General features: G+C 36.1%; 19 protein-coding genes. 14 read left to right on the forward strand and 5 right to left on the reverse strand.

The genetic code is table 11. From position 1 onward, the window contains the following. The first annotated feature begins 2 nt into the window (after window positions 1-2). Window positions 3-1,400, forward strand: coding sequence for a RagB/SusD family nutrient uptake outer membrane protein (locus tag C245_RS0107705; protein ID WP_017496010.1), 1,398 nt, complete (start codon window positions 3-5; stop codon window positions 1,398-1,400). A 241-nt stretch (window positions 1,401-1,641) separates the two neighbouring features. On the opposite strand, the gene rocD is transcribed toward C245_RS0107705, so the two are convergent. Further along, window positions 1,642-2,895 (reverse strand): ornithine--oxo-acid transaminase, encoded by a 1,254-nt coding sequence (rocD, locus tag C245_RS0107710; RefSeq protein WP_017496011.1) that lies wholly within the window; start codon window positions 2,893-2,895, stop codon window positions 1,642-1,644. 284 nt (window positions 2,896-3,179) lie between these two features. On the opposite strand from rocD, the gene C245_RS0107715 reads away from it, so the two are divergent. The 7 genes from C245_RS0107715 (at window position 3,180) to C245_RS0107745 (ending at window position 11,295) form a co-directional block, all read left to right on the forward strand. Next, entirely contained in the window at window positions 3,180-3,632 is a 453-nt protein-coding gene (locus tag C245_RS0107715) for an Lrp/AsnC family transcriptional regulator (protein WP_017496012.1), read from the forward strand. A gap of 20 nt (window positions 3,633-3,652) precedes the next feature. Continuing rightward, window positions 3,653-5,146 carry a M20/M25/M40 family metallo-hydrolase gene (locus C245_RS0107720; RefSeq protein WP_081603524.1) on the forward strand — a complete coding sequence of 498 codons (1,494 nt, stop codon included), beginning with the start codon at window positions 3,653-3,655 and terminating at the stop codon, window positions 5,144-5,146. 15 nt (window positions 5,147-5,161) lie between these two features. Next, on the forward strand, window positions 5,162-6,025 hold the full coding sequence (locus C245_RS0107725; RefSeq protein ID WP_017496014.1) for a cyanophycinase: 864 nt from the start codon (window positions 5,162-5,164) through the stop codon (window positions 6,023-6,025). A gap of 2 nt (window positions 6,026-6,027) precedes the next feature. Further along, the gene (locus C245_RS0107730) at window positions 6,028-8,214 is read left to right on the forward strand and encodes a penicillin acylase family protein (RefSeq protein WP_017496015.1); all 2,187 of its coding nucleotides are present in this window, start codon (window positions 6,028-6,030) and stop codon (window positions 8,212-8,214) included. 102 nt (window positions 8,215-8,316) lie between these two features. Next, window positions 8,317-9,090: a dienelactone hydrolase family protein gene (locus tag C245_RS0107735; RefSeq protein WP_017496016.1), complete on the forward strand. Its 774-nt coding sequence runs from the start codon at window positions 8,317-8,319 to the stop codon at window positions 9,088-9,090. 197 nt (window positions 9,091-9,287) lie between these two features. Beyond that, a complete protein-coding gene (locus C245_RS0107740; RefSeq protein ID WP_017496017.1) occupies window positions 9,288-10,265 on the forward strand; it encodes a DUF3667 domain-containing protein in 978 nt (325 codons plus the stop codon). A 7-nt stretch (window positions 10,266-10,272) separates the two neighbouring features. Further along, a complete protein-coding gene (locus tag C245_RS0107745; protein ID WP_017496018.1) occupies window positions 10,273-11,295 on the forward strand; it encodes a M28 family peptidase in 1,023 nt (340 codons plus the stop codon). Between the two features lie 186 nt (window positions 11,296-11,481). Here C245_RS0107745 and C245_RS0107750 read toward each other — a convergent pair whose 3' ends face one another. The 3 genes from C245_RS0107750 to rho form a co-directional block, all read right to left on the reverse strand. After that, window positions 11,482-11,973 (reverse strand): thioesterase family protein, encoded by a 492-nt coding sequence (locus C245_RS0107750; RefSeq protein WP_017496019.1) that lies wholly within the window; start codon window positions 11,971-11,973, stop codon window positions 11,482-11,484. A gap of 53 nt (window positions 11,974-12,026) precedes the next feature. Continuing rightward, a complete protein-coding gene (locus C245_RS0107755) occupies window positions 12,027-12,608 on the reverse strand; it encodes a TetR/AcrR family transcriptional regulator (protein WP_017496020.1) in 582 nt (193 codons plus the stop codon). 199 nt (window positions 12,609-12,807) lie between these two features. Continuing rightward, complete coding sequence (gene rho, locus C245_RS0107760; protein WP_017496021.1) at window positions 12,808-14,712, reverse strand: transcription termination factor Rho; 1,905 nt, start codon at window positions 14,710-14,712, stop codon at window positions 12,808-12,810. Between the two features lie 183 nt (window positions 14,713-14,895). On the opposite strand from rho, the gene C245_RS0107765 reads away from it, so the two are divergent. From C245_RS0107765 to C245_RS0107775, 3 genes are all read left to right on the forward strand, one after another. Beyond that, entirely contained in the window at window positions 14,896-15,312 is a 417-nt protein-coding gene (locus C245_RS0107765; RefSeq protein ID WP_017496022.1) for a DUF4293 domain-containing protein, read from the forward strand. Window positions 15,313-15,478: 166 nt separating this feature from the next. Beyond that, on the forward strand, window positions 15,479-16,141 hold the full coding sequence (locus C245_RS0107770; protein ID WP_017496023.1) for a response regulator transcription factor: 663 nt from the start codon (window positions 15,479-15,481) through the stop codon (window positions 16,139-16,141). Window positions 16,142-16,167: 26 nt separating this feature from the next. Beyond that, on the forward strand, window positions 16,168-17,079 hold the full coding sequence (locus tag C245_RS0107775; RefSeq protein ID WP_017496024.1) for a sensor histidine kinase: 912 nt from the start codon (window positions 16,168-16,170) through the stop codon (window positions 17,077-17,079). A 7-nt stretch (window positions 17,080-17,086) separates the two neighbouring features. Here C245_RS0107775 and C245_RS0107780 read toward each other — a convergent pair whose 3' ends face one another. Continuing rightward, window positions 17,087-17,581 (reverse strand): metallophosphoesterase, encoded by a 495-nt coding sequence (locus tag C245_RS0107780; RefSeq protein WP_017496025.1) that lies wholly within the window; start codon window positions 17,579-17,581, stop codon window positions 17,087-17,089. 309 nt (window positions 17,582-17,890) lie between these two features. Here C245_RS0107780 and truA point away from each other — a divergent pair, with 309 nt between their 5' ends. The 3 genes from truA to C245_RS0107795 all read left to right on the forward strand — a co-directional run bounded on the left by truA (window position 17,891) and on the right by C245_RS0107795 (window position 21,184). Continuing rightward, a complete protein-coding gene (gene truA / locus C245_RS0107785) occupies window positions 17,891-18,631 on the forward strand; it encodes a tRNA pseudouridine(38-40) synthase TruA (RefSeq protein ID WP_017496026.1) in 741 nt (246 codons plus the stop codon). 70 nt (window positions 18,632-18,701) lie between these two features. Further along, on the forward strand, window positions 18,702-20,456 hold the full coding sequence (locus C245_RS0107790; protein ID WP_017496027.1) for an ABC transporter ATP-binding protein: 1,755 nt from the start codon (window positions 18,702-18,704) through the stop codon (window positions 20,454-20,456). A 143-nt stretch (window positions 20,457-20,599) separates the two neighbouring features. Then, window positions 20,600-21,184, forward strand: a complete 585-nt coding sequence (locus C245_RS0107795) for an NUMOD4 domain-containing protein (protein WP_026109940.1) — start codon at window positions 20,600-20,602, stop codon at window positions 21,182-21,184. The last annotated feature ends 94 nt before the right edge of the window (window positions 21,185-21,278 follow it).

Consider the following 21,278-nt stretch of genomic DNA (forward strand, 5'->3'; position numbering starts at 1 on the left):
AGATGAAATCAAACACTATACTATTATTTATGTTTTTTGCAGTCTTTTTTACAAGCTGTCAAGATGAATTAAACATAGAACCAAAGCAAAGAGAAGACGCTTCTGTAACGTTAAGTACAGAAGAAGGGGTTACCAATGTACTCACCGGAACTTATGCTCTTGCTGCAAGAGGAAATGCTTACGGAGGAAGAATCTTAGTTTACGCCGATTTACTGGGAGCTACAGGTGCAACTGCCACTACTGAATTTAGATTCAGAGGAAGTTTCGGGGAATTAAGACAAATGTATATCAAACAAATGCTTGCTGACAACGTAATCATCACCGGAACTTACTCCAGATGTTACGAAATCGTAAACGCTGCTAATACCGTTATCGACAATATCAGCAAAGTAAAAGATCCTGCCAAACAGGCCCGAATGATTGGTGAAGCTAATTTTTTAAGATCACTTGCTTATTTTGATTTAGTGCGCTTTTTTGCAAAACCATACGTTAGCGGTCAGGCTAATAATCAATTAGGAATTGTAATAAGAGACAAAGCCATTTATGATTTCAACACCGATTTATCAAAAGAAAGAAGTACGGTTGCCGAAGTATACAAAGTAATCATTGACGGATTAAATCTTGCTTACACCAATCTTCCAAAAGACAATAGTTTTTATGCTGATAAATATGCTGCAAAAGCCCTATTAGCGAGAGTATATCTACAACAAGGCAATTACGCTTTGGCAAGAGACGCTGCCGATGATGTCATCAAAAACAGCGGACACTCATTGTCTACAAAATATGCAGATGCCTTTAATCATGATACCGATCAGGCTGAAGATGTATTTGCTATCCAAATTACAAAACAAACCGGAGTAAACGACGCCAATACCTTTTATTCAGCTGAGAATAATGGAGGACGCGGAGGTGACATTGCGATCAGAGATCCTTATCTGGAAAAATTTACAGATCCTAACGACGATCGTGCAAAATTCAATTATGTAAACCCTGTAAATGACAGAATACTAACCCTGAAATTTACCGATCAGTTTGCTAATGTGGGGATTATTCGTCTGGCTGAAATGTACCTCATCAGAGCCGAAGCCAACTTTCGCGCCGGAACAGTGGTAGGCAACACTCCGATTGACGATATCAACATCATCAGAACAAGAGCCAACGCACAAAAACTAACCGCAGTAACACTTGATGCCATTTTATTAGAACGCCAATTCGAATTAGCGATGGAAGGCTTTTCCATTCACGATATCCGAAGAACAAAAGGCTCCATTGATGTAAGTGTCGACGGTGACGGATCTGAATTATTATCTTATGATGCGGATGTACTGGTATTTCCTATTCCGATCTTGGAAATGGATGCCAACAAAAAAATCACCCAGAACCCGGGTTACAGTAAATAAAATTACTTAGATTCTCAGGAACTAAGATGCTGAGAATCTAAGATTTTTTTTTCCGGACTGCTTTAAAAAGTTCCTTAAAAATAAAAGGTGCAAAGTTTTATAATGAAACTTTGCACCTTTGTTGCTTTGTGTTTTTCGTCAAAGTTTAAAACTTTGACAAAGTTTGAAAGTTCTAAAGTTCTATAAAAAAACCTAAAAACCTTAGTATCTCAGCACCTTAGTACCTCAGAACTTAAAAAAACTAATTCTTGAAAGCATCCAGTGATTTCTCAATAATTTCAAGACACTCCTGAATTTGAGATTCGGTCATCACCAAAGGCGGTGCCAGTCTAATTTTATTTCCATGAGTTGGCTTAGCCAATAATCCGTTATCTCTGAATTTCAAACAAATTTCCCACGCCAAATCTGAATCTTCGCCACAATTAATCACAATTGCATTTAATAATCCTTTACCACGAACGAGTGTGATCAGGTTATTGCGTTCTGCAATTTCATTTAGTCCTTTTCTTAAAATAATTCCCAGACGTTCTGCATTTTCGGCAAGATTTTCTTCTTTGATTACTTCAAGAGCAGCTATCGCAACCGCAGCTGCAACCGGATTTCCTCCAAAAGTTGATCCATGTTGTCCCGGTTTGATTACATTCATAATTTCATCATTACACAAAACTGCTGATACCGGATACACCCCGCCTGAAATTGCTTTTCCTAAAATTAAAATATCAGGTTGTACATTTTCATGCTGTACGGCCAATAATTTTCCGGTACGTGCGATTCCTGTCTGAACCTCATCTGCGATGAACAGAACATTATGCTTTTCACACAATGCTTTGGCTTTCGCTAAATATCCTTCAGAAGGAACATAAACTCCTGCTTCTCCCTGAATTGGTTCTACTAAAAACCCTGCAATATTTTTTGACGACTCCAATGCTTTTTCAAGAGCAGCCAGATTATCGTATTCTATTTTTATAAATCCTTCTGTAAAAGGTCCGAAATTTTTGCGTGCGACTTCATCATTTGAAAACGAAATGATGGTAGTGGTTCTTCCGTGAAAGTTGTTTTCACACACGATTACCTGTGCCTGATTTTCCGGAATTCCTTTTACTTCATAAGCCCATTTTCTACACACTTTAAGAGCCGTTTCAACTGCTTCGGCACCGGTATTCATAGGCAATACTTTATCGAAACCAAAATACTTTGTTACAAATTCCTCATAATTACCTAATTTATCATTGTAAAAAGCACGCGAAGTCAGCGTAAGTTTTTGAGCCTGATCGACCATAGCTTTCACAATCTTTGGATGACAGTGTCCTTGATTTACGGCAGAATAAGCAGATAAAAAATCAAAGTATTTTTTTCCGTCTACATCCCATACATAAACCCCTTCTCCTCTTTCTAAAACAACAGGAAGTGGATGGTAATTATGTGCTCCGTATTTATTTTCTTTTTCAATCAAAACCTCTGATTTTGACGACAGGGCATTTTCAGTATGAATCATGATCTTATTTGTTTAAAATTTTCTAAAAATCAAAAGTATTAAAAATTTCTCATTAAACCCTCTAAAAACACCAATTTTGACTTTAAAAGTCTTTTTAAAAGTCAAAAACAAAGATTTAAAAGGTTGTAAAAATCAATTTTAGTTGCTTTATAATCCCTTTCAATCCCTTGTTAATTAAAAAAAATAGTTACTTTTATGAATGCGAAATTATTGTCGCCTATTTAGAGTTTTTTTTAGAACAGCTGCAATAACAGAAACATTAAGATTAAACACAATTTATAAGAATGGATATATTAGACGAATTTGATATTAGCATCATTAAAGAATTAGAAAAAGACGGAAGAATGGCTTTTTCTGCAATCGCTGCTAATTTGAAAATTTCAAACACCATGGTGCATCAGCGTATTAACCGAATGATCGAACAAGGTGTAATTGGTGGAATCAAACCTATCATCCAGGAAAAAAACATAGGTTATGACTGGGCGTCTTTTACAGGAATAACCCTGAATAAAGATTCTGACTCAGATCGGATTATTGAAGAATTAAAAAAAATTCCGGAAATTACAGAATGCTATTACGTGACAGGATCCTTTACACTTTATATTAAAATCATAGCCAAAAATCACGAACACATGCGCCGAATCCTTTATGAAAAAATCGATGGTATTCCGGGTATTGCCAAAACCGATTCGATTATTGAACTGGGCTGCGCGTTCAAACGAAATATCTCTTTATAATTACTTTTAAATTTTAAACCATGATGTTACGAAAACTGCTTTTACTTACTTTGTTTTGCTGTAAGTGCATGCTGTTTTCGCAAATCGTTGTTCCCAGTCCGCAAAAAAGTGATTTCTCCCCGACACTTTCTTTCTTAGCTTCCGATTGGATGAAGGGGCGCGGAACTACGCAAAAAGGGGCTTTGCTGGCCTCTGAATATATTGCTTCAATGATGGAACTTTACCAACTAGTTCCGTACAACACAAAATCAGGATACTATCAGAATTTCAAAATTGAAGAACACACTATAAAAAAGGCTGCACTTGAAATAAAAAAAAACAATAAAGAAACTTTTCCCCTTTCTCCACATACCGACTTTCAGGTTACCCCTATCGCACAATCGTTACAAAAAGAAACCGAAGTCGTTTTTGCAGGTTACGGATTAAATCTACCGAAAGAAAACTATGATGACTATAAAAACCTGAATACAAAAGATAAAATTGTTGTCGTTCTAAAAGGCTTCCCGGGACATTTGGACAGTACATCGGTATCGTATCAAAAATTCAAAAAGTACTATCCTGAAGAAAACAACCTGGAAGAAATCAAACTTCAAACCGCTATCAGTAAAGGAGCCATTGCATTGATTATTATTGATTGTAAAAAATGGGGCAAATTAAAAAAAGAAAACGCCTTCCATTCCCTCGAAAACTCAGCCATCACTTCGATTCCCGTTTTTGAACTAAGTAAATCAGCTGCCGAAAAACTTTTTTCCGGAAGTAACATTTCATTAAAACTTATAGAGAAAAAAGCGGCGCAAAAACCATCCTTTGCTTCTGCTCTCTTGAAAAAAACAAAGATTAGTTTCGCTATAGAATTGCAATCCCAAACCTTTCCGGTTCGCAATGTTTTAGGAATGATTCCGGGGAAAGACACTACTAAAACTATTATTGTTGGCGCTCATTACGACCATTTAGGCATCCTAAACGATTCTGTTTACAATGGAGCCGACGACAATGCCTCAGGAGTTTCCGGAATGCTGGCATTGGCCAAAAAATGGTCCGAAGCCAAAACAAAACCTCCCTGCACTATTTTATTTGCTTCGTGGACTGCCGAAGAAATGGGACTTTTGGGAAGTGACTATTTTGCTCAGCAGTTGGATTCCGAAAAGCAAAAAATACTGCTCGCTATTAATATGGACATGATTTCGAGAAGTGCTCCCGAGGACAAAACGCATCGAATGCTAAGCATTGGGACTCAAAAGGAAAACGATTATCTAAAAGAAATTGCGAATCTCAGCAATACAAAACTTTCAAAACCTTTTACACTCGATCTCTGGGAAACTAACGGACATACCGGAAGTGATTACGCTTCTTTTACAACTAAAGGAATTCCTATTATGACATTCTTCAGTGGTTTTCACGACGATTACCACTCCACCAGAGATACCGTTTCAAAAGTAGATTTAGATAAAATAAAAGATGTTCTCTTTATCGTCAATACCTCTCTTTTAAATTTTATAAACCAGCTGCATTAACTCTATTCAAAAACGATGAAAAACCAACTTCCCTCCCATTTTTCGTATCAAAAAATCCTGATCGTTATACTGCTTTTTACAGTGAGTCAGCTTCAGGCACAAAGTCCCAAAGGCAAACTTTTCATCATAGGCGGTGGCGATCGGTCTGATGCTTTGATGAAACAAGTTTTAAGTGTTTCTGAATTGACCAAAAAAGATTTCATTGTCGTTCTACCCATGTCCAGCGAAGAACCGGACAGTTCCTTTATTTTTTTCAAAACACAAATGGCAAAATTAACTCCGAATCCAATTGTGATGCTTAATTTCAATAAAGAAACTGCTCAAAACAAAAAACTGACGGATTCACTTCAAAAAGCAAAACTGATTTTCATAAGCGGTGGAGATCAGACCCGTTTTATGAATGTAGTACAAAATACTCCAATTCAAATGGCGATTCAAAAAGCCTATCAAAACGGAAGCACCATTTCCGGGACTAGCGCCGGTGCCGCTGTAATGTCTGAAAAAATGATTACCGGAAATCAGAAACTGCAAAAAGAATACTCCGGAACCTTTGATAACATCCGTTATGACAATCTTGAAACTGCCGAAGGTCTTGGACTACTCAAAACCGCTATTATCGATCAGCATTTTTTAAAGAGAAATCGTTATAACCGATTGCTTTCCGCATTAGTCGAGTTCCCTACTTTAACCGGAATCGGAATTGACGAAAGCACTGCCATCATTGTCCGAAACAATCAGATTGAAGTTGCGGGTGAAAGTGAAGTGATCGTAGTGAAAAACCCAAAAGGAATTCTGAAATCTAAAAAGAATAATCTCATTTCGATTGAAAATCTTCACATGAGCATTTATACTGCCGGACAAAAATTTAATATCCAATAAACATGTTTACCACCAAAACTATAAAATTAGCCTTTGTACTTTGTTGCGCAAGTCTTCCTCTTTCTGCACAAAAAATCAATTCAAAAGAAGCCGCTCGTCTCGAAAATTTAGCCCAACAGGTTAGTATTATCAGAGACAACTGGGGTATTCCACATGTTTATGGAAAAACTGATGCTGATGCTGTTTTTGGATTATTATACGCCCAATGCGAAGATGATTTTAAACGCATTGAAATGAACTATATTGAAAAATTGGGACGTCTTTCAGAAATAAAAGGGCAAGCCGTTTTATACAATGATTTAGAAATTAAATTATTAATTGACACTGAAGAAGCCAAAGCCGATTATAAAAAAGCTCCCTTATGGCTCAAAAAATTATTAAACAGTTATGCCGATGCTATTAACTTTTACCTCTACAGACATCCCGAAGTAAAACCGGCGCTCTTAACTCATTTTGAACCCTGGTTTCCTTTGCTTTGGACCGACGGAAGTATCGGAGCCATCAGTACCGCCGATTTAACAACAGGAGAATTAAAAGCTTTTTATTCCGGTAATGGCGACAAAGTGGCGTATGTTGAAAGAGAGAAAAATGTACAGACAGGTTCTAATGGTTTTGCATTTGCACCCTCAAAAACGGCTGCCGGCAATGCTATTTTGTACATCAATCCACATACCACCTTTTATTTCAGACCCGAAGTGCAAGTCACCAGCGAAGAAGGTTTAAATGTTTATGGAGCGGTAACCTGGGGGCAATTTTTCGTCTATCAGGGTTTCAATGAGCATTGCGGATGGATGCACACCTCTTCCAACGTTGATGTTGCCGATATGTATGCCGAAAAAATTGTCGATAAAAAAGGTAAATTCTTTTATGAATTCGACAAAAAACTAATCCCGGTTATCGAAAAAGAAATTATAATACATTACACGGAAAACGGGAAATTAATCCCTAAAAAATTCAAAACCTACCACACCAATAATGGTCCGATTATGGCCAAACGTGACGGAAAATGGATCAGTTTAAAATCAAATAACCGCTCGATGACCAGTTTAATTCAGAGTTGGGTCAGAACCAAATCAACCAGTTTTGAAGATTACAAAAAAGCGATGGACTTAAAAGCCAATACTTCAAACAATACCGTTTACGCAGACAACCAAGGAAATATCGCTTATTGGCATGGAAATTTTATCCCAATCAGAGATAAAAACCTTAATTGGTCTAAAGTCATTGACGGATCGATCTCTTCTACGCAATGGAAAGGTCTGCATAATGTAAACGAAACCGTTCATCTGTATAATCCAACAAACGGATGGCTCCAAAACTGTAACTCAACACCTTACACTGTTGCGGGAGAAAACAGTCCGAAAAGAGAAAACTACCTGCCTTATATGGCGCCTGACGGAGAAAATTTTAGAGGAGTAAATGCCGTTCGAATTTTCAGCAAAGGCAGTCAGTATACTTTAGACAAAGTAATTGCTGACGGATATGATACTAAATTATCGATTTTTGAAATTTTAATCCCAAGCCTGATTACGGTTTACGAAAAAAACAAAACAACATATCCCGAATTAAACGAAGTCATTTCGACACTCAAAAACTGGGATTATTATGCCAAAGAAAATTCAGTAGCGACCACTCTGGCAGTCGAATGGGCGTACAAATTAGATCCGATTATACTGAAAGCATACGTCGATGAAGGAGAACCGGATCAGGTAGAGAATACCCGAAAATTTGCAACGAATGCGACCGCGGTTCAAATGCTTCCGCAATTACAGTTCGTTTTAAAAGAACTGAACTCAAAATGGGGAACCTGGAAAGTAGCCTGGGGAGAAATAAATCGTTTTCAACGTTCAACCGGCGACATCGATTTAAAATATGACGATGCTCAGCCGAGTTTACCCATCGCTTTTGGACCGGGCTCCTGGGGAAGTTTACCTTCCTTTAAAAGCAGTTATCAGAAAGACTCCAAAAAACGATACGGTTACAATGGCAACAGCTTTGTATGTGCTGTAGAATTTGGTCCAAAAATAAAAGCAAAATCATTGTTAGCCGGAGGTAATAGCGGAAATCCTGACTCCAAACATTTTAACGATCAAAGTGAAATGTATCGAAAAGGAAGTTTTAAAGAAGTCTTGTTTTACAAAGATGATGTGATCAAAAATGCCGAGAAAACCTATCATCCCGGTGAATGATTTTCATTGTAAGAAAATAACGTTTAAAAACCTCGGAAGAAAAACAATCCGAGGTTTTTTTGTATCGTAATATTTCTGATATTTGTTAAAAATTGTACTCTTATGAAAAATTCGGCCTTTCTCTTATTTGCTACCATATTGTTTTCCAACGCTATAAATGCGCAACTAAAAGCTGTAAAATACACTGACGGTTCTCAGGCTCTAAGTGGATTATTTGCAAAATCTGCTAAAAAAAACACTCAAAATCCGGGGATTTTATTGATTCCGGCCTGGCTTGGCATCGACAAAGCTTCTAAAGATATTGCAGAAAACTTATCCAAATTAGGCTATCATGTTTTCATTGCTGATATCTATGGCGAAGGAAACAAACCTGCAAACACCGCCGAAGCAGCAAAGCAATCCAGTTACTACAAAAATAACTTTGAAATATATCAAAAACGCATCAATGCCGCATTACAGGAATTGATCAAATCAGGAGCCAACGCTGACAATATTGTAGCCATCGGGTACTGCTTTGGAGGAACCGGCGTTCTTGAAGCTGCACGCGGACATTTAAACCTAAAGGGAGTAGTTTCTTTTCACGGAAGTTTAGCCAGAGATGCCGCCCGCAAAATCGAACCCATTACAACTAAAGTATTAATTTGTCACGGAGCCGACGATCCCTATGAATCAAAAGAAGAAATCACAGCTTTCCAACAGGAAATGAGGGATTCAAAAGCCGATTGGCAAATGATTTATTACGCTAATGCTGTACATTCTTTCACCAATCCTGAAGCAGGAAACGACAACTCAAAAGGAGCAGCATATAACGCGGTTGCAGCAAAAAGATCTTTTGAGCATTTGCAGCTTTTCCTGAACGAAGTATTGAAAAAATAAGCTTTAAAACTGTGATTTCCAAAGAATAAAACGGACTTCAACTATATGGTTTTAAAATTTGGCTGATACATGAAATTCGCGGCAAAAAAAACACCTGTATTAACCCGAATAATTATTTTTAAAATTTACGGAAATTCGCGTTATTCGTGGCAAGAAAAAACAAACCAAGAAAACCAAACCAATACCATTTACAATCAATGTCACACAGTCCGATTAGAAAAGACAAAACCTGCTTAAACTGCAGACATGTTGTTGAACAAAAATACTGTCCCAATTGTGGACAGGAAAACACCGAATCCCGAAAAACATTTCATTATCTGTTCGTTCACTTTTTTGAAGATCTGACACATTATGAAAATACTTTCTGGCGTACTATCAGATACCTTTTGTTTAAACCCTCTGCATTAACCTCAGAATATTTAGCCGGAAAACGTTTATCCTATTTGGCACCTGTACGCTTATACATCTTTATCAGTTTTGTCACTTTTTTAATGATTGCCTTATTTCCCGGCCATTCAAAAGAAACCCCAGCTGATTTTAATCTCGACGTAAGCCGCAAGAAAGAAGTTCCAAAAAATATTTTCACAGGAGATCTTAATGATTTAAAACCCGGAGATGGTTTTGACAAATTTACAAGAGAAGTCGATTCCGTTCAAAAATATGCTCCGGAGGAAAAAAAATTAGATTCGTTTAGTTACTGGATGATTCAAAAAGTAAAATATGTAAAAGAGCACAATACCAAAAAAGAACTCATTAGCAAGTTTACAGAGTCTTTTGTACATAACATTCCAAAAGTACTTTTCATTATAATGCCGCTATTTGCCTTCATTCTATGGCTCTTTCACGGTAAAAAAAGATGGTATTATTTTGATCATGGAATATTCACCTTACATTATTTTTCATTTTTGCTTCTCGTAACCTCCATCTTATTTATTATCCGGAGATTGGTTGGGTTATTTGGAGAAGAAAGCCCACTATCTTTTATTTCAAGTATAACTGACTTTTTTGGAGGTCTCTGGATGTTTTACTATTTTTTTCCGGCACACCACCGTTTTTACGGAGAAACAAGATGGATTTCCTTCTTTAAAAGCATCGTATTGATGTTTATAAACTTTACTGTCATCTTATTTTTATTAGTTTTCTACATTTTCTATACCTTTATCAATTTACACTAAACAACATATGAAAAAAATCATAATCCTGTTATTAATTGGTACTGCATTTTCGTGTAAAAACACACAATCAGTTACCTTAAAAGACAATTCAGATCCGTCTAAATACATCGACTTTATTTCTGAAAAAGACCTAAAAACAATGCTTTATGTTGTAGCCTCTGACGAAATGGAAGGTAGAGAAACCGGATCGAAAGGACAAAAGAAAGCAGGCCTTTACATGATCGGGCAATACAAAAAACATGGAATTTCGTTTCCTAAAGGCGCAACCGATTATTACCAGCATATTCCTGCTTCATTTTTAAATGCCAGACGAAATGAAAACTTACCCGATTCAGAAAACATCTGGGCCTATATTGAAGGATCTGAAAAACCGGATGAAGTTTTGGTTATTTCAGCACATTACGATCACGTAGGAGTAAAAAATGGCGACGTTTATAATGGTGCTGATGATGATGGTTCCGGAACTGTTGCTGTAATGGAAATGGCAAAAGCATTTGCAAAAGCCAAAAAAGACGGACACGGTCCAAAACGTTCTATCCTGTTCCTGCACGTTACCGGAGAAGAACACGGTCTACATGGTTCTCGCTATTATTCTGAAAATCCTTTATTCCCAATCGCCAATACCATTGCCGACATTAATATCGATATGATTGGCCGTCGTGATGTAGAACACGAAAAAACAAACAATTATGTGTATGTAATTGGAGCCGACAGACTCTCTACTGATTTACATAATATTGTTGTGGCACAAAACGAAAAATACACTAAAATTGACTTAGATTTTAAATTCAACGACCCTAAAGATCCAAATCATTTTTACGAGCGTTCTGATCATTATAACTTTGCAAAATTCGGAATTCCATCCGTTTTCTTCTTTAACGGAGTTCACGAAGACTACCACAGAAAAGGTGACGAACCTCAGAAAATCGAATACGATGCTTTGACTAAAAGAACAAAATTAGCTTTCTCCATTGCCTGGGAATTAGCGAATAGGCCTGATCGTCCAGTAGTTGATAAACCGATTAAATAAGATACTGAGGTACTAAGATACTAAGGCTCTAAGATTTTTTAGGTGCTGAGAAACTAAGTTATCACTTTATTCTATAAATTAGGAGGCTGTCTTTTTAGACAGCCTCACTTATTTCTCCTATTTACTTAAAGATTATTCTTGCATCATAGAGCAACTTTTAAATAAGCCATCCCAATGATTTCTTATTTAAGCGGGTACTCCTGATTTTAATTTCTGTACAATTTCCAAACATCTATTTTCAAAAACAGATTCCTCGACTGGAACAACAACCGAGTCGAATAATTTCATCAAATCATCAGAATGTGAGGCACGTTTTACGCTCTGAGTATTGTAATGAAAGAACTTAATCCACAAAATTGCTTTCAATTCTGTTTCATTTTCATTCCACATTTTCATTTCAACCAACAGAAAATTATCGCTATACTGAACCAATTGCGACTCAATCAATACCGTTTCCATTGTAAAAGCAGGCCGCATATAACTAATCTGGTTAGTTGCTACTACCCAGCTAAGCCCTGTTTCCTTAAGATATTTAAAGATATCCAAATCGTAATGTTCTGCAATCTGATCTTCTCTTGTATTAATAAAATACTCCAGATACTTTGCGTTGTTTAAATGATTAAAAGGATCACAATCCTGAAATCTGATTTTCTTTTTTGTTTTTAATACTTTTTCCATTCTTTGAATCTATTTTATCAAATACCAATCGGTATCTGAAGGGTTAAAAAATTTTATTTCCTTATTTTATTAATTATTGTACTATCTATAAAGTCCATTGCTGCAGTTATGTAACTCTCATCATTATGTGTAAAGGCCAAAAGAGAACTTCCTTCAATTAAAGACAATAACAGCTTTGCATATTGCAGCGGATCAATATTCTCCTGAATTTCTCCACTACTAATACCTTCACTAATAATATTGGAAAGTCCGGTAACAAACCTCTGAGACAAACTCTGAGCATTCTTAAATAACAGTGGATTGATATATTTAGTATCTACCCCTACACGCAGCATTGGACAACCACCCCTGTCTTTGACTACCTCATAATAGCTCCTTTGATATTTCGTTATCGCGTAAAGTTTCTCTAAACTTCCTGTAGTAGAAGCCAGTATTTTGAATAAAGGTGTGATAGCTACATCTACATTCAATTGAAAAGACTTTAAAGCTAACTCTTCTTTATTGGCAAAATTGCAGTAAATAGCCCCTTTGGTAAGTCCCGTAGCCTTGGTAATATCCGTAAGACTGGTACCCACATATCCCTGTCTGTTAAAAACAGGTGCTACTTTATCCAATATAAATTCAGAAGTATTCATTATTTTCCAGTTTGAACAATTATTCGTCAAACAAATATAACACAAATACCGATCGGTATTTCATATTAAAGCTTTTTTTCTTCTAAACATAAAAAAAGGGATGAGTTTAAATAAAACTCATCCCTTTTTGTTCTTATATAATAGAGATTTCAGAAGAAAAAGCTTAGAGCCTCAGTTCCTCAGAATCTTAGTCCCTTTTCTAGTCATTCATTGAAATCAAAAACTCTTCGTTGTTTCTGGTTTTCTTGAAGCGGTCGTTTACAAAATCCATAGATTCTACCGGATTCATATCAGACAGGTACTTACGCATGATCCACATTCTTTGTAATGTTTTCTCATCCAGTAATAAATCATCTCGACGTGTACTTGACGAAGTAAGATCGATAGCCGGGAAGATACGTTTGTTAGCGATTTTACGATCCAATTGAAGTTCCATGTTACCGGTACCTTTAAATTCTTCAAAGATTACCTCATCCATTTTAGAACCTGTTTCGGTCAATGCAGTTGCAATAATACTTAATGAACCGCCGTTTTCTACATTTCTGGCAGCTCCGAAGAAACGTTTTGGTTTTTGCAATGCATTAGCATCAACACCTCCACTTAAAACTTTACCTGAAGCAGGCTGAACAGTATTGTATGCTCTCGCTAAACGGGTAATCGAATCAAGTAAAATAACCACATCGTGTCCGCATTCTACCAAACGTTTTGCTTTTTCAAGAACGATATTTGCAATCTTCACGTGTTCTTGCGGCTCTCTGTCGAAAGTAGAAGCAATAACTTCTCCTCTTACACTACGCTGCATATCCGTAACCTCCTCAGGACGCTCATCAATTAAAAGAACAATAAGATAAACTTCGGGATGGTTGGCTGCGATAGCGTTTGCAATGTCTTTTAGTAACATTGTTTTTCCCGTTTTAGGCTGAGCGACAATCATACCACGCTGCCCTTTTCCTATTGGAGAAAACAAATCGATAATACGGGTTGAAACTGAACTGCCTTTTTCGGCTAATTTAAATTTTTCAGAAGGGAAAACCGGGGTAAGATGTTCGAAAGAAACTCTGTCACGAACAACTTGCGGATCATGACCATTAATTTTAAGTACTCGAACTAGAGGAAAAAACTTTTCGCCTTCTTTTGGAGGACGAACTACTCCTTTTACAGTATCTCCGGTTTTAAGACCGAACAATCTAATTTGTGACGTTGATAAATAAATATCATCAGGAGAGGCTAAATAATTATAATCTGATGAACGTAAAAATCCGTAACCATCCGGCATCATTTCAAGAACACCTTCACTTTCGATAATTCCGTCAAACTCAAAGTCTGAATCTCTGAAATTACTCTTTTTATTTTTATGATTTGGATTTTGATTCCCGTTGTTTCCGTTCCCGTTTTGGTTAGAATTTGGATTCTGATTTGGGTTTTGGTTGGGATTCTGATTTTGATTTTTATTCTGGTTCGGATTAATCTTCTTGGTTTGAACCGGCGCTTCTGTTTTTTCAACAGTAGCAACTTCTGCTACAACTTCATTTTCCGGAACTACATCTTTAGTAGCTTCCTTTTCTTTTTTCAAAGCAACCTTTTTCTCGTAAGCCGATTTACTAAACTTTACAATTTTTGGTCCTTTTTTCTCTATTGCTGCATCTTCAGTATTCTCAGTACTTTCAGTATTCTCAATATTTTCCTGAACTTCCGGTGTTGTTTCAACGCTTTTTACTTCTGCTGTTTCTTTTGCTGCTGCATTCCCTTTTATCTTCGGATTTGTTTTAGGATTTGCTTTAATAGCCGGAGTTTTAGTTACTGCTATCGGAGTTTCCGCTTTTTCAGGAGCTTCCTCTGCTTTATCAAATTCCAGAACCGGTGCATTCTTATTTACTGCCGTTTTTTTTGCCGGAACAATTCTTGCTCTTTTCGGTTTTTCATCAACTATTTCCGCTTCTGCCACAGGACGAACCGGCGGCGCTACAGTCGCTTCCTGATGTGCTAAAATCTGACTTATTAAAGTCTCTTTTTTAACGCCATTAAACTTTATAGTTTTAGCTAACTTAGCTATTTCTTGAAGCTCAGAAAGCTTCATTTCTTTTAATGCAGAAATATCAAACATGAATGTTCTATGAATTTAATTATTTTAACGGAAATATTGTAAAAAGAATAGGTAGATATTTTTTTTCGATTGACCGCAGTATGAAGTGCTTACGGTATTATGATGCAATAATACGAATAAAATTTAATCATACAATAGTATTTTAAAAAAAGAAAATATATTTTTGTAAAACAATTTTAGACCATGATACAACGAATTCAGACTGTATATTTAATTCTTACCTTTTTAATTACGGGGGTATTACTGTTTTTCACTCCGCTTTGGACCTTAAACAATGGTAAGCCTTTTTACTTTATGCAGGATAAGTTTTACACGGTACTATTAGGTCTAAGTACAATGCTTACTATCATTAGTATTATTTCATACAAAAAAAGACAAAATCAGTTTGTAATGGGCAGACTGAACATAATATTAAATTTAATTTTATTGGGATTATTTGTATATCGTTCTCTAAATTTATCTGGAGATACTACTACCATTGTATCAGAGAAAGGTATTGGGATGTTTCTACCTATTGTTGCTATCGTATTATTAGTTTTAGCTAATAAGGCCATCAAAAAGGATGAAGATCTTGTAAAATCTGTAGACCGTTTGAGGTAAACCTATAAACTTAAATTTTTTGTGCGAAGAGAACCCGAATTTTAAATTCGGGTTTTTTTGTGCTCTAAATTCTCCGTAATTTGCTGCATAACAGTCAAAACAAACTTAAAAAGAAACTTTGTAAGATATTTTTTCATTTATTTGCATTTCAGTTCCCCGAATAATTATGAAAGATAAAATAAGAATACACCTGGCAGATGATCATCAGGTACTTATTGATGGCCTTAGTAACTTACTGCAGACGGTTGAAAATTTTGAAGTAGTAGGCAAATCATACGATGGTGATACTGTTTATGAAGATATTATTCTAAACAATCCCGATATCCTGATTCTGGACATTAGTATGCCTAAAAAAGACGGGATCGAGGTAGTTAAAGAACTTCAACAAAAAAACATCCCATGTAAAATCATCATTCTCTCTAGCTACGACGATCTGAAAATTATTAAAGAAGTAATGAAACTGGGGGTAAAAGGCTATCTCACAAAAAAATGTGCGGGAGAAAATATTATAGAAGCCGTAGAAGCCGTTTATCAGGGACAGGAATATTATTGCGATGCCGTTAGAGAAAAAATCTTTAATATTTTCTCTCATAACAATCCAAAACTCAATAAAAACATCAAAGTAGACAACCCAATTCTAAGCGCCCGTGAAATCGAAATTATCACTTTAATTGCATTAGAATACAGTGGAAAAGAAATTGGTGAACAGCTCTTTATCAGTACAAACACGGTCGAAACACACCGAAAAAACATCATGAAAAAACTGCAGATAAAAGGTTCTATTGGCTTGGTAAAATATGCTCTGAAAAATAATCTGATAAATTCCTGATCATTCTAAGAAAAACACCTTTTGCTATGTCCTTTTTCAGATACTTTATATTTTTCATTCTTTTAACCACTTTCACCAGCTATCCTACTGTTGCTCAAGAAAAAACAGTTTCAAAAAACAACACTAATGCAGTTGTCGGAAATACAGAAAAAAACAATACTTGTCTTCCTGAACAAATAAGAAACAAACAAATTATAAGCTTATCATTCGTGATGATAATCCTCTTGTTTTTTTTGTTTTATTTTTTCTACCAAAACAACAAACTAAGACAAAAGATTAAACGGAAAGATGCCAAGCAAAAAATATTACTAAATGTGATTAATGCCGGCATTGACAGCCAGGAAGTTGAACGTAAAAAAATTGCATCGTTTTTACATGACAACATTAATTCTTTATTATCTTCTGTTGGACTGCATTTAAAAACTTTCACAACACTAAACGATATAAAATCAGATGAAATTCAGAAAGCAAAATCGATTCTACAGGAAGCACACGATCTTTTGCGAGATATGTCACACGACTTGGTTCCTACGCTTCTGGTTCGTTTTGGGTTAATTTATGCTTTGGAAGATCTATGCGAAAGAAACTCAAATTCTCATATAAATTTTAAATTTTCGAGCACCATTTCAACAGAAAAAAGATACATCGAAAAATTTGAAATGAAGCTTTACTTTATTGTTTCGGAACTTTTCAATAACATTGTAAAACACAGTGATGCCCAGAAAGCCAAGATTTTCCTATCCGAAAAAAACAATCAGTTTATCATAGTAATTCAGGACAACGGAAAGGGTTTTGAAACCCAAAGACTAAACAATTTTGAAGGTTTTGGTATTAACCGAATCAGAGCGAGAATCAAAAAATACAAAGGAAGTATCTCAATCACTTCAAAGGCAAACGAAGGAACCACTGTCAAAATTAAGGTTCCGTTGCCCTTTTAATTTAGCTTTACTTTTTACCAATTTCAACTATTTCCAGATCCTTTATTTTATCACCGTCAATTACAAATCGCAACATTGTTCTAACCTGATGAAATCCGCTTTTTCCGGCCGCTCCGGGATTCATATGCAGCAGATTATTCTTTTTATCGAACATAACTTTCAGTATATGCGAATGTCCACAGATAAATAATTTAGGCGGATCCGACGCCATCTCTTCTCTTATATTGGGATTATACTTTCCCGGATATCCGCCAATATGTGTAATCCACACGGAAACATCCTCACATAAAAACCGATTGTGCAAAGGAAATTCTAATCTCGCCTGTGCATCGTCAATATTACCATATACACACCGCAGAGGCTTTAACTTTTTGATTGTATCCGTAACATTCAGATCTCCAATATCTCCAGCATGCCAGACTTCATCGGCCTGAGCTACATATTTTAAAATAGTATCATCAATATGACTGTGGGTATCGGAAAGGAGAAGAATTTTTTTCATTCAAAGGTACAAAGGTTCAAAGGTTCAAAGGTTCAAAGGTACAAAGGTACAAAGATACAAAGGTTTTTTTTAAGGGACTAAGAGGCTCAGGTTCTGAGAGACTAAGTTATTCTAAGATTCTTTCAATTATTCTTATTTAACAAAGAAACCTCTCCCCTTTGCTCCTTTGAACCTATCAAACAAAAAACTTAGTTCCTTAGAATCTTAGCATCTTAGTATCTCAGAACCTTAACATCTTTTTTTAAAAAACCTTTGTACCTTTGTACCTTAGAGCCTTTGTCCTTTAAAAAAAACCTTTGCACCTTTACCTTGAGATATTTTATTCAATTTGCTTATAACGGAACTAATTATCATGGCTGGCAATTTCAGCCCAATGCCTCTTCTGTTCAGGAAACTTTAAACAAAGCACTTTCCATTTTATTGAACACTCCTATAAGCGTAATGGGTGCCGGAAGAACCGATACCGGAGTTCATGCGGAAGAGATGTATGGGCATTTTGATATTGAAACTCCGTTGGATATTCCAAATTTAATACACAAACTCAACTCCTATTTACCCAAAGACATTGCTATTTTTAATATTCTTCTGGTTCACGATGACGCTCATTGCCGATTTGATGCTACTAAAAGAACCTACGAATACCATATCAACACGGTTAAAAGCCCTTTTTTACAAGAATTGAGCTGGTATTTCAATCAAAAATTAGATGTAGATCTGATGAATGAAGCTGCAAAAATTCTACTGAACCATACCGATTTCCAATGTTTTTCCAAAGTAAATACAGATGTCAATACTTTTGATTGCACGGTTTTTGAGGCGTATTGGAAACAAGAAAACCATAAGCTTATTTTTACTATCTCGGCCAATCGTTTTCTTAGAAATATGGTTCGCTCAATTGTTGGAACACTAGTAAATATCGGCTTGCATAAAATTTCCCTAACTGATTTTGAAACGATCATCGCCAGCAAAAGCAGAGAAAAAGCCGGATTTTCGGTGCCGGCACACGGATTGTATTTAACCGAAATTGATTACGATTACTTATCGCTGTAGGCCATAAGCCGTAGGCTGTAGGCTTTTGCCTAAAGCTTATTGCCTAAAGCTTAAAGCTTAAAAAAAATAAATGAAAGCAAAAGCATTTGATACCGGATTATTCAAACGAATCTTAAAATATACCAAACCTTATAAATGGCGCTACTACGGCGTTATTATTTTTGCTGTATCTCTTTCTATTTTTGCAGCTCTTCGCCCCTATTTGCTAAAACAAACGGTCGACGGCTATATCAAGACACACGACAAAGAAGGTTTACTGCTTTATATCATGTTAATGGGAGCAGTTCTTTTAATGGAAGTTTTCTCTCAGTTCTATTTTGTCTACTGGGCCAACTGGCTTGGACAGGATATCGTAAAAGACATTCGTACCAAACTTTTCAAACACATACTAAGCTTCAGAATGAAGTACTTTGACCTGGTTCCGGTGGGACAATTGGTTACTAGATCTGTTTCGGATATTGAATCTATTGCCCGAATTTTTAGCCAGGGACTTTTTATGATCATTAGTGATTTAATGAAAATGCTTGTAGTCCTTATTTTCATGTTTTACATGAACTGGAAATTAACGTGGATCGTAGTCGTTGCCATGCCGATTCTGGTTTACATAACCAGAATATTCCAACGTAAAATGCAAGTCGCTTTCGAAGAAGTCCGCACGCAGATTGCCAATATGAACTCTTTCGTACAGGAACGTGTTACAGGAATGAAAATCGTACAGCTTTTCAATCGCGAACAAATTGAAGCTGATAATTTTAAAGAAATCAATAACAAACACAGAGTTGCCTGGATCAAAACTATTTTATACAACTCGATATTCTTCCCTATTGCCGATATTATCTCTTCTATTACCTTAGGGGTAGTGGTCGTTTATGGTGGATTCAAAATCCTGAACGGAGATCATTTTACAACTTTTGGAGATTTGTTTTCCTATACCATGTTTATCGGAATGCTGTTCAATCCCTTACGACAGATTGCAGATAAATTCAACGAGATGCAATTAGGGATGATTGCCGCCAATCGTGTTTTTGATATCATCGATACTCAGGATCATATTCAGGATACCGGAACAATTGAAGCTCCAATTTTTGAAGGAAGTATTGAATTTAAAGACGTCCGTTTCAGTTATATTCCGGAAGAAGAAGTCATAAAAGGAATTGATTTATCTGTCGCTTCAGGTCAAACTGTCGCTATTGTAGGTTCAACCGGAGCAGGAAAATCTACCATTATCAATTTACTGAATCGTTTTTACGAAATTAACAGCGGCACCATTTGCATTGACGGCCATAATATCGAAAATTATACCCTGGCCTCGCTTCGAAAACAAATTGCCGTGGTTTTGCAGGATGTTTTTTTGTTTGCCGATACGATTTATAACAATATCACTTTACACAATCCCGAAATTAGTCGTGATCAGGTTTTAGAGGCTGCTAAGAAAATTGGCGTGCACGATTTCATCATGAGTCTGCCGGATAATTATGATTTTGATGTAAAAGAACGAGGGGTTATGCTTTCGTCCGGACAGCGTCAGTTAATTGCTTTTTTAAGATCATATGTCAGTAATCCGAGTATTTTAATTCTGGATGAAGCAACGTCTTCAATAGACACCTATTCTGAAGAACTCATTCAGCGCGCTACTGAAACGATTACCAAAGGAAGAACTTCGATCATTATCGCACACCGATTGGCTACGATTGTAAATGCCGACAAAATCGTTGTGATGGATAAAGGTCTGATCGTAGAACAGGGAACGCACCAGGAATTGCTCCTTAAAACCGACGGATATTATAAAAACCTGTACGACTCCCAATTTGCTGTAGCAAACTAGATTTCAAAATGCTAAAAAAGTTCTTAAAAAAGTTAAAATAGCGTTATAAGAATCATAAATCTACTGATTCACAGTCTTTAGGATAGCAGTCTTTTTTTTTGAATTATTTATCTTTGAGAGACAAAATTCAAATGCAAAAGAAAATGCCACAAAACAGATTTTATCCAAACGAAGAATTCAAAGAAATAGAAATAAACGCCTCATTACAACTTAAATATGCTATTTCAAACAAAGGCCGACTCATTAGTTTTACAGATGAAATTCAAAACGGACGTATTCTAAAAGGCGGTTTAAGCGATGGTTATCCTACTTTTAGATTTAAGGTTAAAGATGGTGACAAAATTGTCAACAAATATCTTTTTCTGTACAAATTAGTCGCTCATTATTTCATTCCGAAAGAATCAGAAGAACAAACTTATGTACTCCATCTGGATTACAACCGCAGCAACGACGATGTAAAAAATTTATGCTGGGCAACAAAAGCCGAAATGATGGCGCACAGCCGTAAAAGTCCACATGTCATTCAGGCAAAAAAGAATCTGATCGAGCACAATTTAAAAGCCGACGGAAGAAAGTTAACAACTACCAAAGTCATGTTAATCAAAAAAATCCTCGCACGTCCGGAACAAAAAACACGTCTGAAAATGATTGCCAAACAATTTGGTGTTAGCGAAATGCAAATCAGACGTATCGCCAGCGGTGAAAATTGGGGCCATGTAAAGGTCTAATACATACAAAATCATTCTATTATTATCATTATCCGGAGCTTCTTAAAAAGAGCTCCTTTTTTTTTGCACCAACGCCAACAAACAAACCTCTCAT

It is taken from the genome of Flavobacterium sp. WG21 (genome assembly GCF_000335775.1).
GTDB classification, from domain to species: Bacteria; Bacteroidota; Bacteroidia; order Flavobacteriales; family Flavobacteriaceae; genus Flavobacterium; species Flavobacterium tructae.

What these genes read in the sequence shown, in the direction of transcription:
- C245_RS0107705 (WP_017496010.1), top strand. Translation starts at nt 3, where the DNA reads ATGAAATCAAACACTATACTATTATTTATGTTTTTTGCAGTCTTTTTT.
- rocD (WP_017496011.1), bottom strand. Translation starts at nt 2,895, where the DNA reads ATGATTCATACTGAAAATGCCCTGTCGTCAAAATCAGAGGTTTTGATT.
- C245_RS0107715 (WP_017496012.1), top strand. Translation starts at nt 3,180, where the DNA reads ATGGATATATTAGACGAATTTGATATTAGCATCATTAAAGAATTAGAA.
- C245_RS0107720 (WP_081603524.1), top strand. Translation starts at nt 3,653, where the DNA reads ATGATGTTACGAAAACTGCTTTTACTTACTTTGTTTTGCTGTAAGTGC.
- C245_RS0107725 (WP_017496014.1), top strand. Translation starts at nt 5,162, where the DNA reads ATGAAAAACCAACTTCCCTCCCATTTTTCGTATCAAAAAATCCTGATC.
- C245_RS0107730 (WP_017496015.1), top strand. Translation starts at nt 6,028, where the DNA reads ATGTTTACCACCAAAACTATAAAATTAGCCTTTGTACTTTGTTGCGCA.
- C245_RS0107735 (WP_017496016.1), top strand. Translation starts at nt 8,317, where the DNA reads ATGAAAAATTCGGCCTTTCTCTTATTTGCTACCATATTGTTTTCCAAC.
- C245_RS0107740 (WP_017496017.1), top strand. Translation starts at nt 9,288, where the DNA reads ATGTCACACAGTCCGATTAGAAAAGACAAAACCTGCTTAAACTGCAGA.
- C245_RS0107745 (WP_017496018.1), top strand. Translation starts at nt 10,273, where the DNA reads ATGAAAAAAATCATAATCCTGTTATTAATTGGTACTGCATTTTCGTGT.
- C245_RS0107750 (WP_017496019.1), bottom strand. Translation starts at nt 11,973, where the DNA reads ATGGAAAAAGTATTAAAAACAAAAAAGAAAATCAGATTTCAGGATTGT.
- C245_RS0107755 (WP_017496020.1), bottom strand. Translation starts at nt 12,608, where the DNA reads ATGAATACTTCTGAATTTATATTGGATAAAGTAGCACCTGTTTTTAAC.
- rho (WP_017496021.1), bottom strand. Translation starts at nt 14,712, where the DNA reads ATGTTTGATATTTCTGCATTAAAAGAAATGAAGCTTTCTGAGCTTCAA.
- C245_RS0107765 (WP_017496022.1), top strand. Translation starts at nt 14,896, where the DNA reads ATGATACAACGAATTCAGACTGTATATTTAATTCTTACCTTTTTAATT.
- C245_RS0107770 (WP_017496023.1), top strand. Translation starts at nt 15,479, where the DNA reads ATGAAAGATAAAATAAGAATACACCTGGCAGATGATCATCAGGTACTT.
- C245_RS0107775 (WP_017496024.1), top strand. Translation starts at nt 16,168, where the DNA reads ATGTCCTTTTTCAGATACTTTATATTTTTCATTCTTTTAACCACTTTC.
- C245_RS0107780 (WP_017496025.1), bottom strand. Translation starts at nt 17,581, where the DNA reads ATGAAAAAAATTCTTCTCCTTTCCGATACCCACAGTCATATTGATGAT.
- C245_RS0107790 (WP_017496027.1), top strand. Translation starts at nt 18,702, where the DNA reads ATGAAAGCAAAAGCATTTGATACCGGATTATTCAAACGAATCTTAAAA.
- C245_RS0107795 (WP_026109940.1), top strand. Translation starts at nt 20,600, where the DNA reads ATGCCACAAAACAGATTTTATCCAAACGAAGAATTCAAAGAAATAGAA.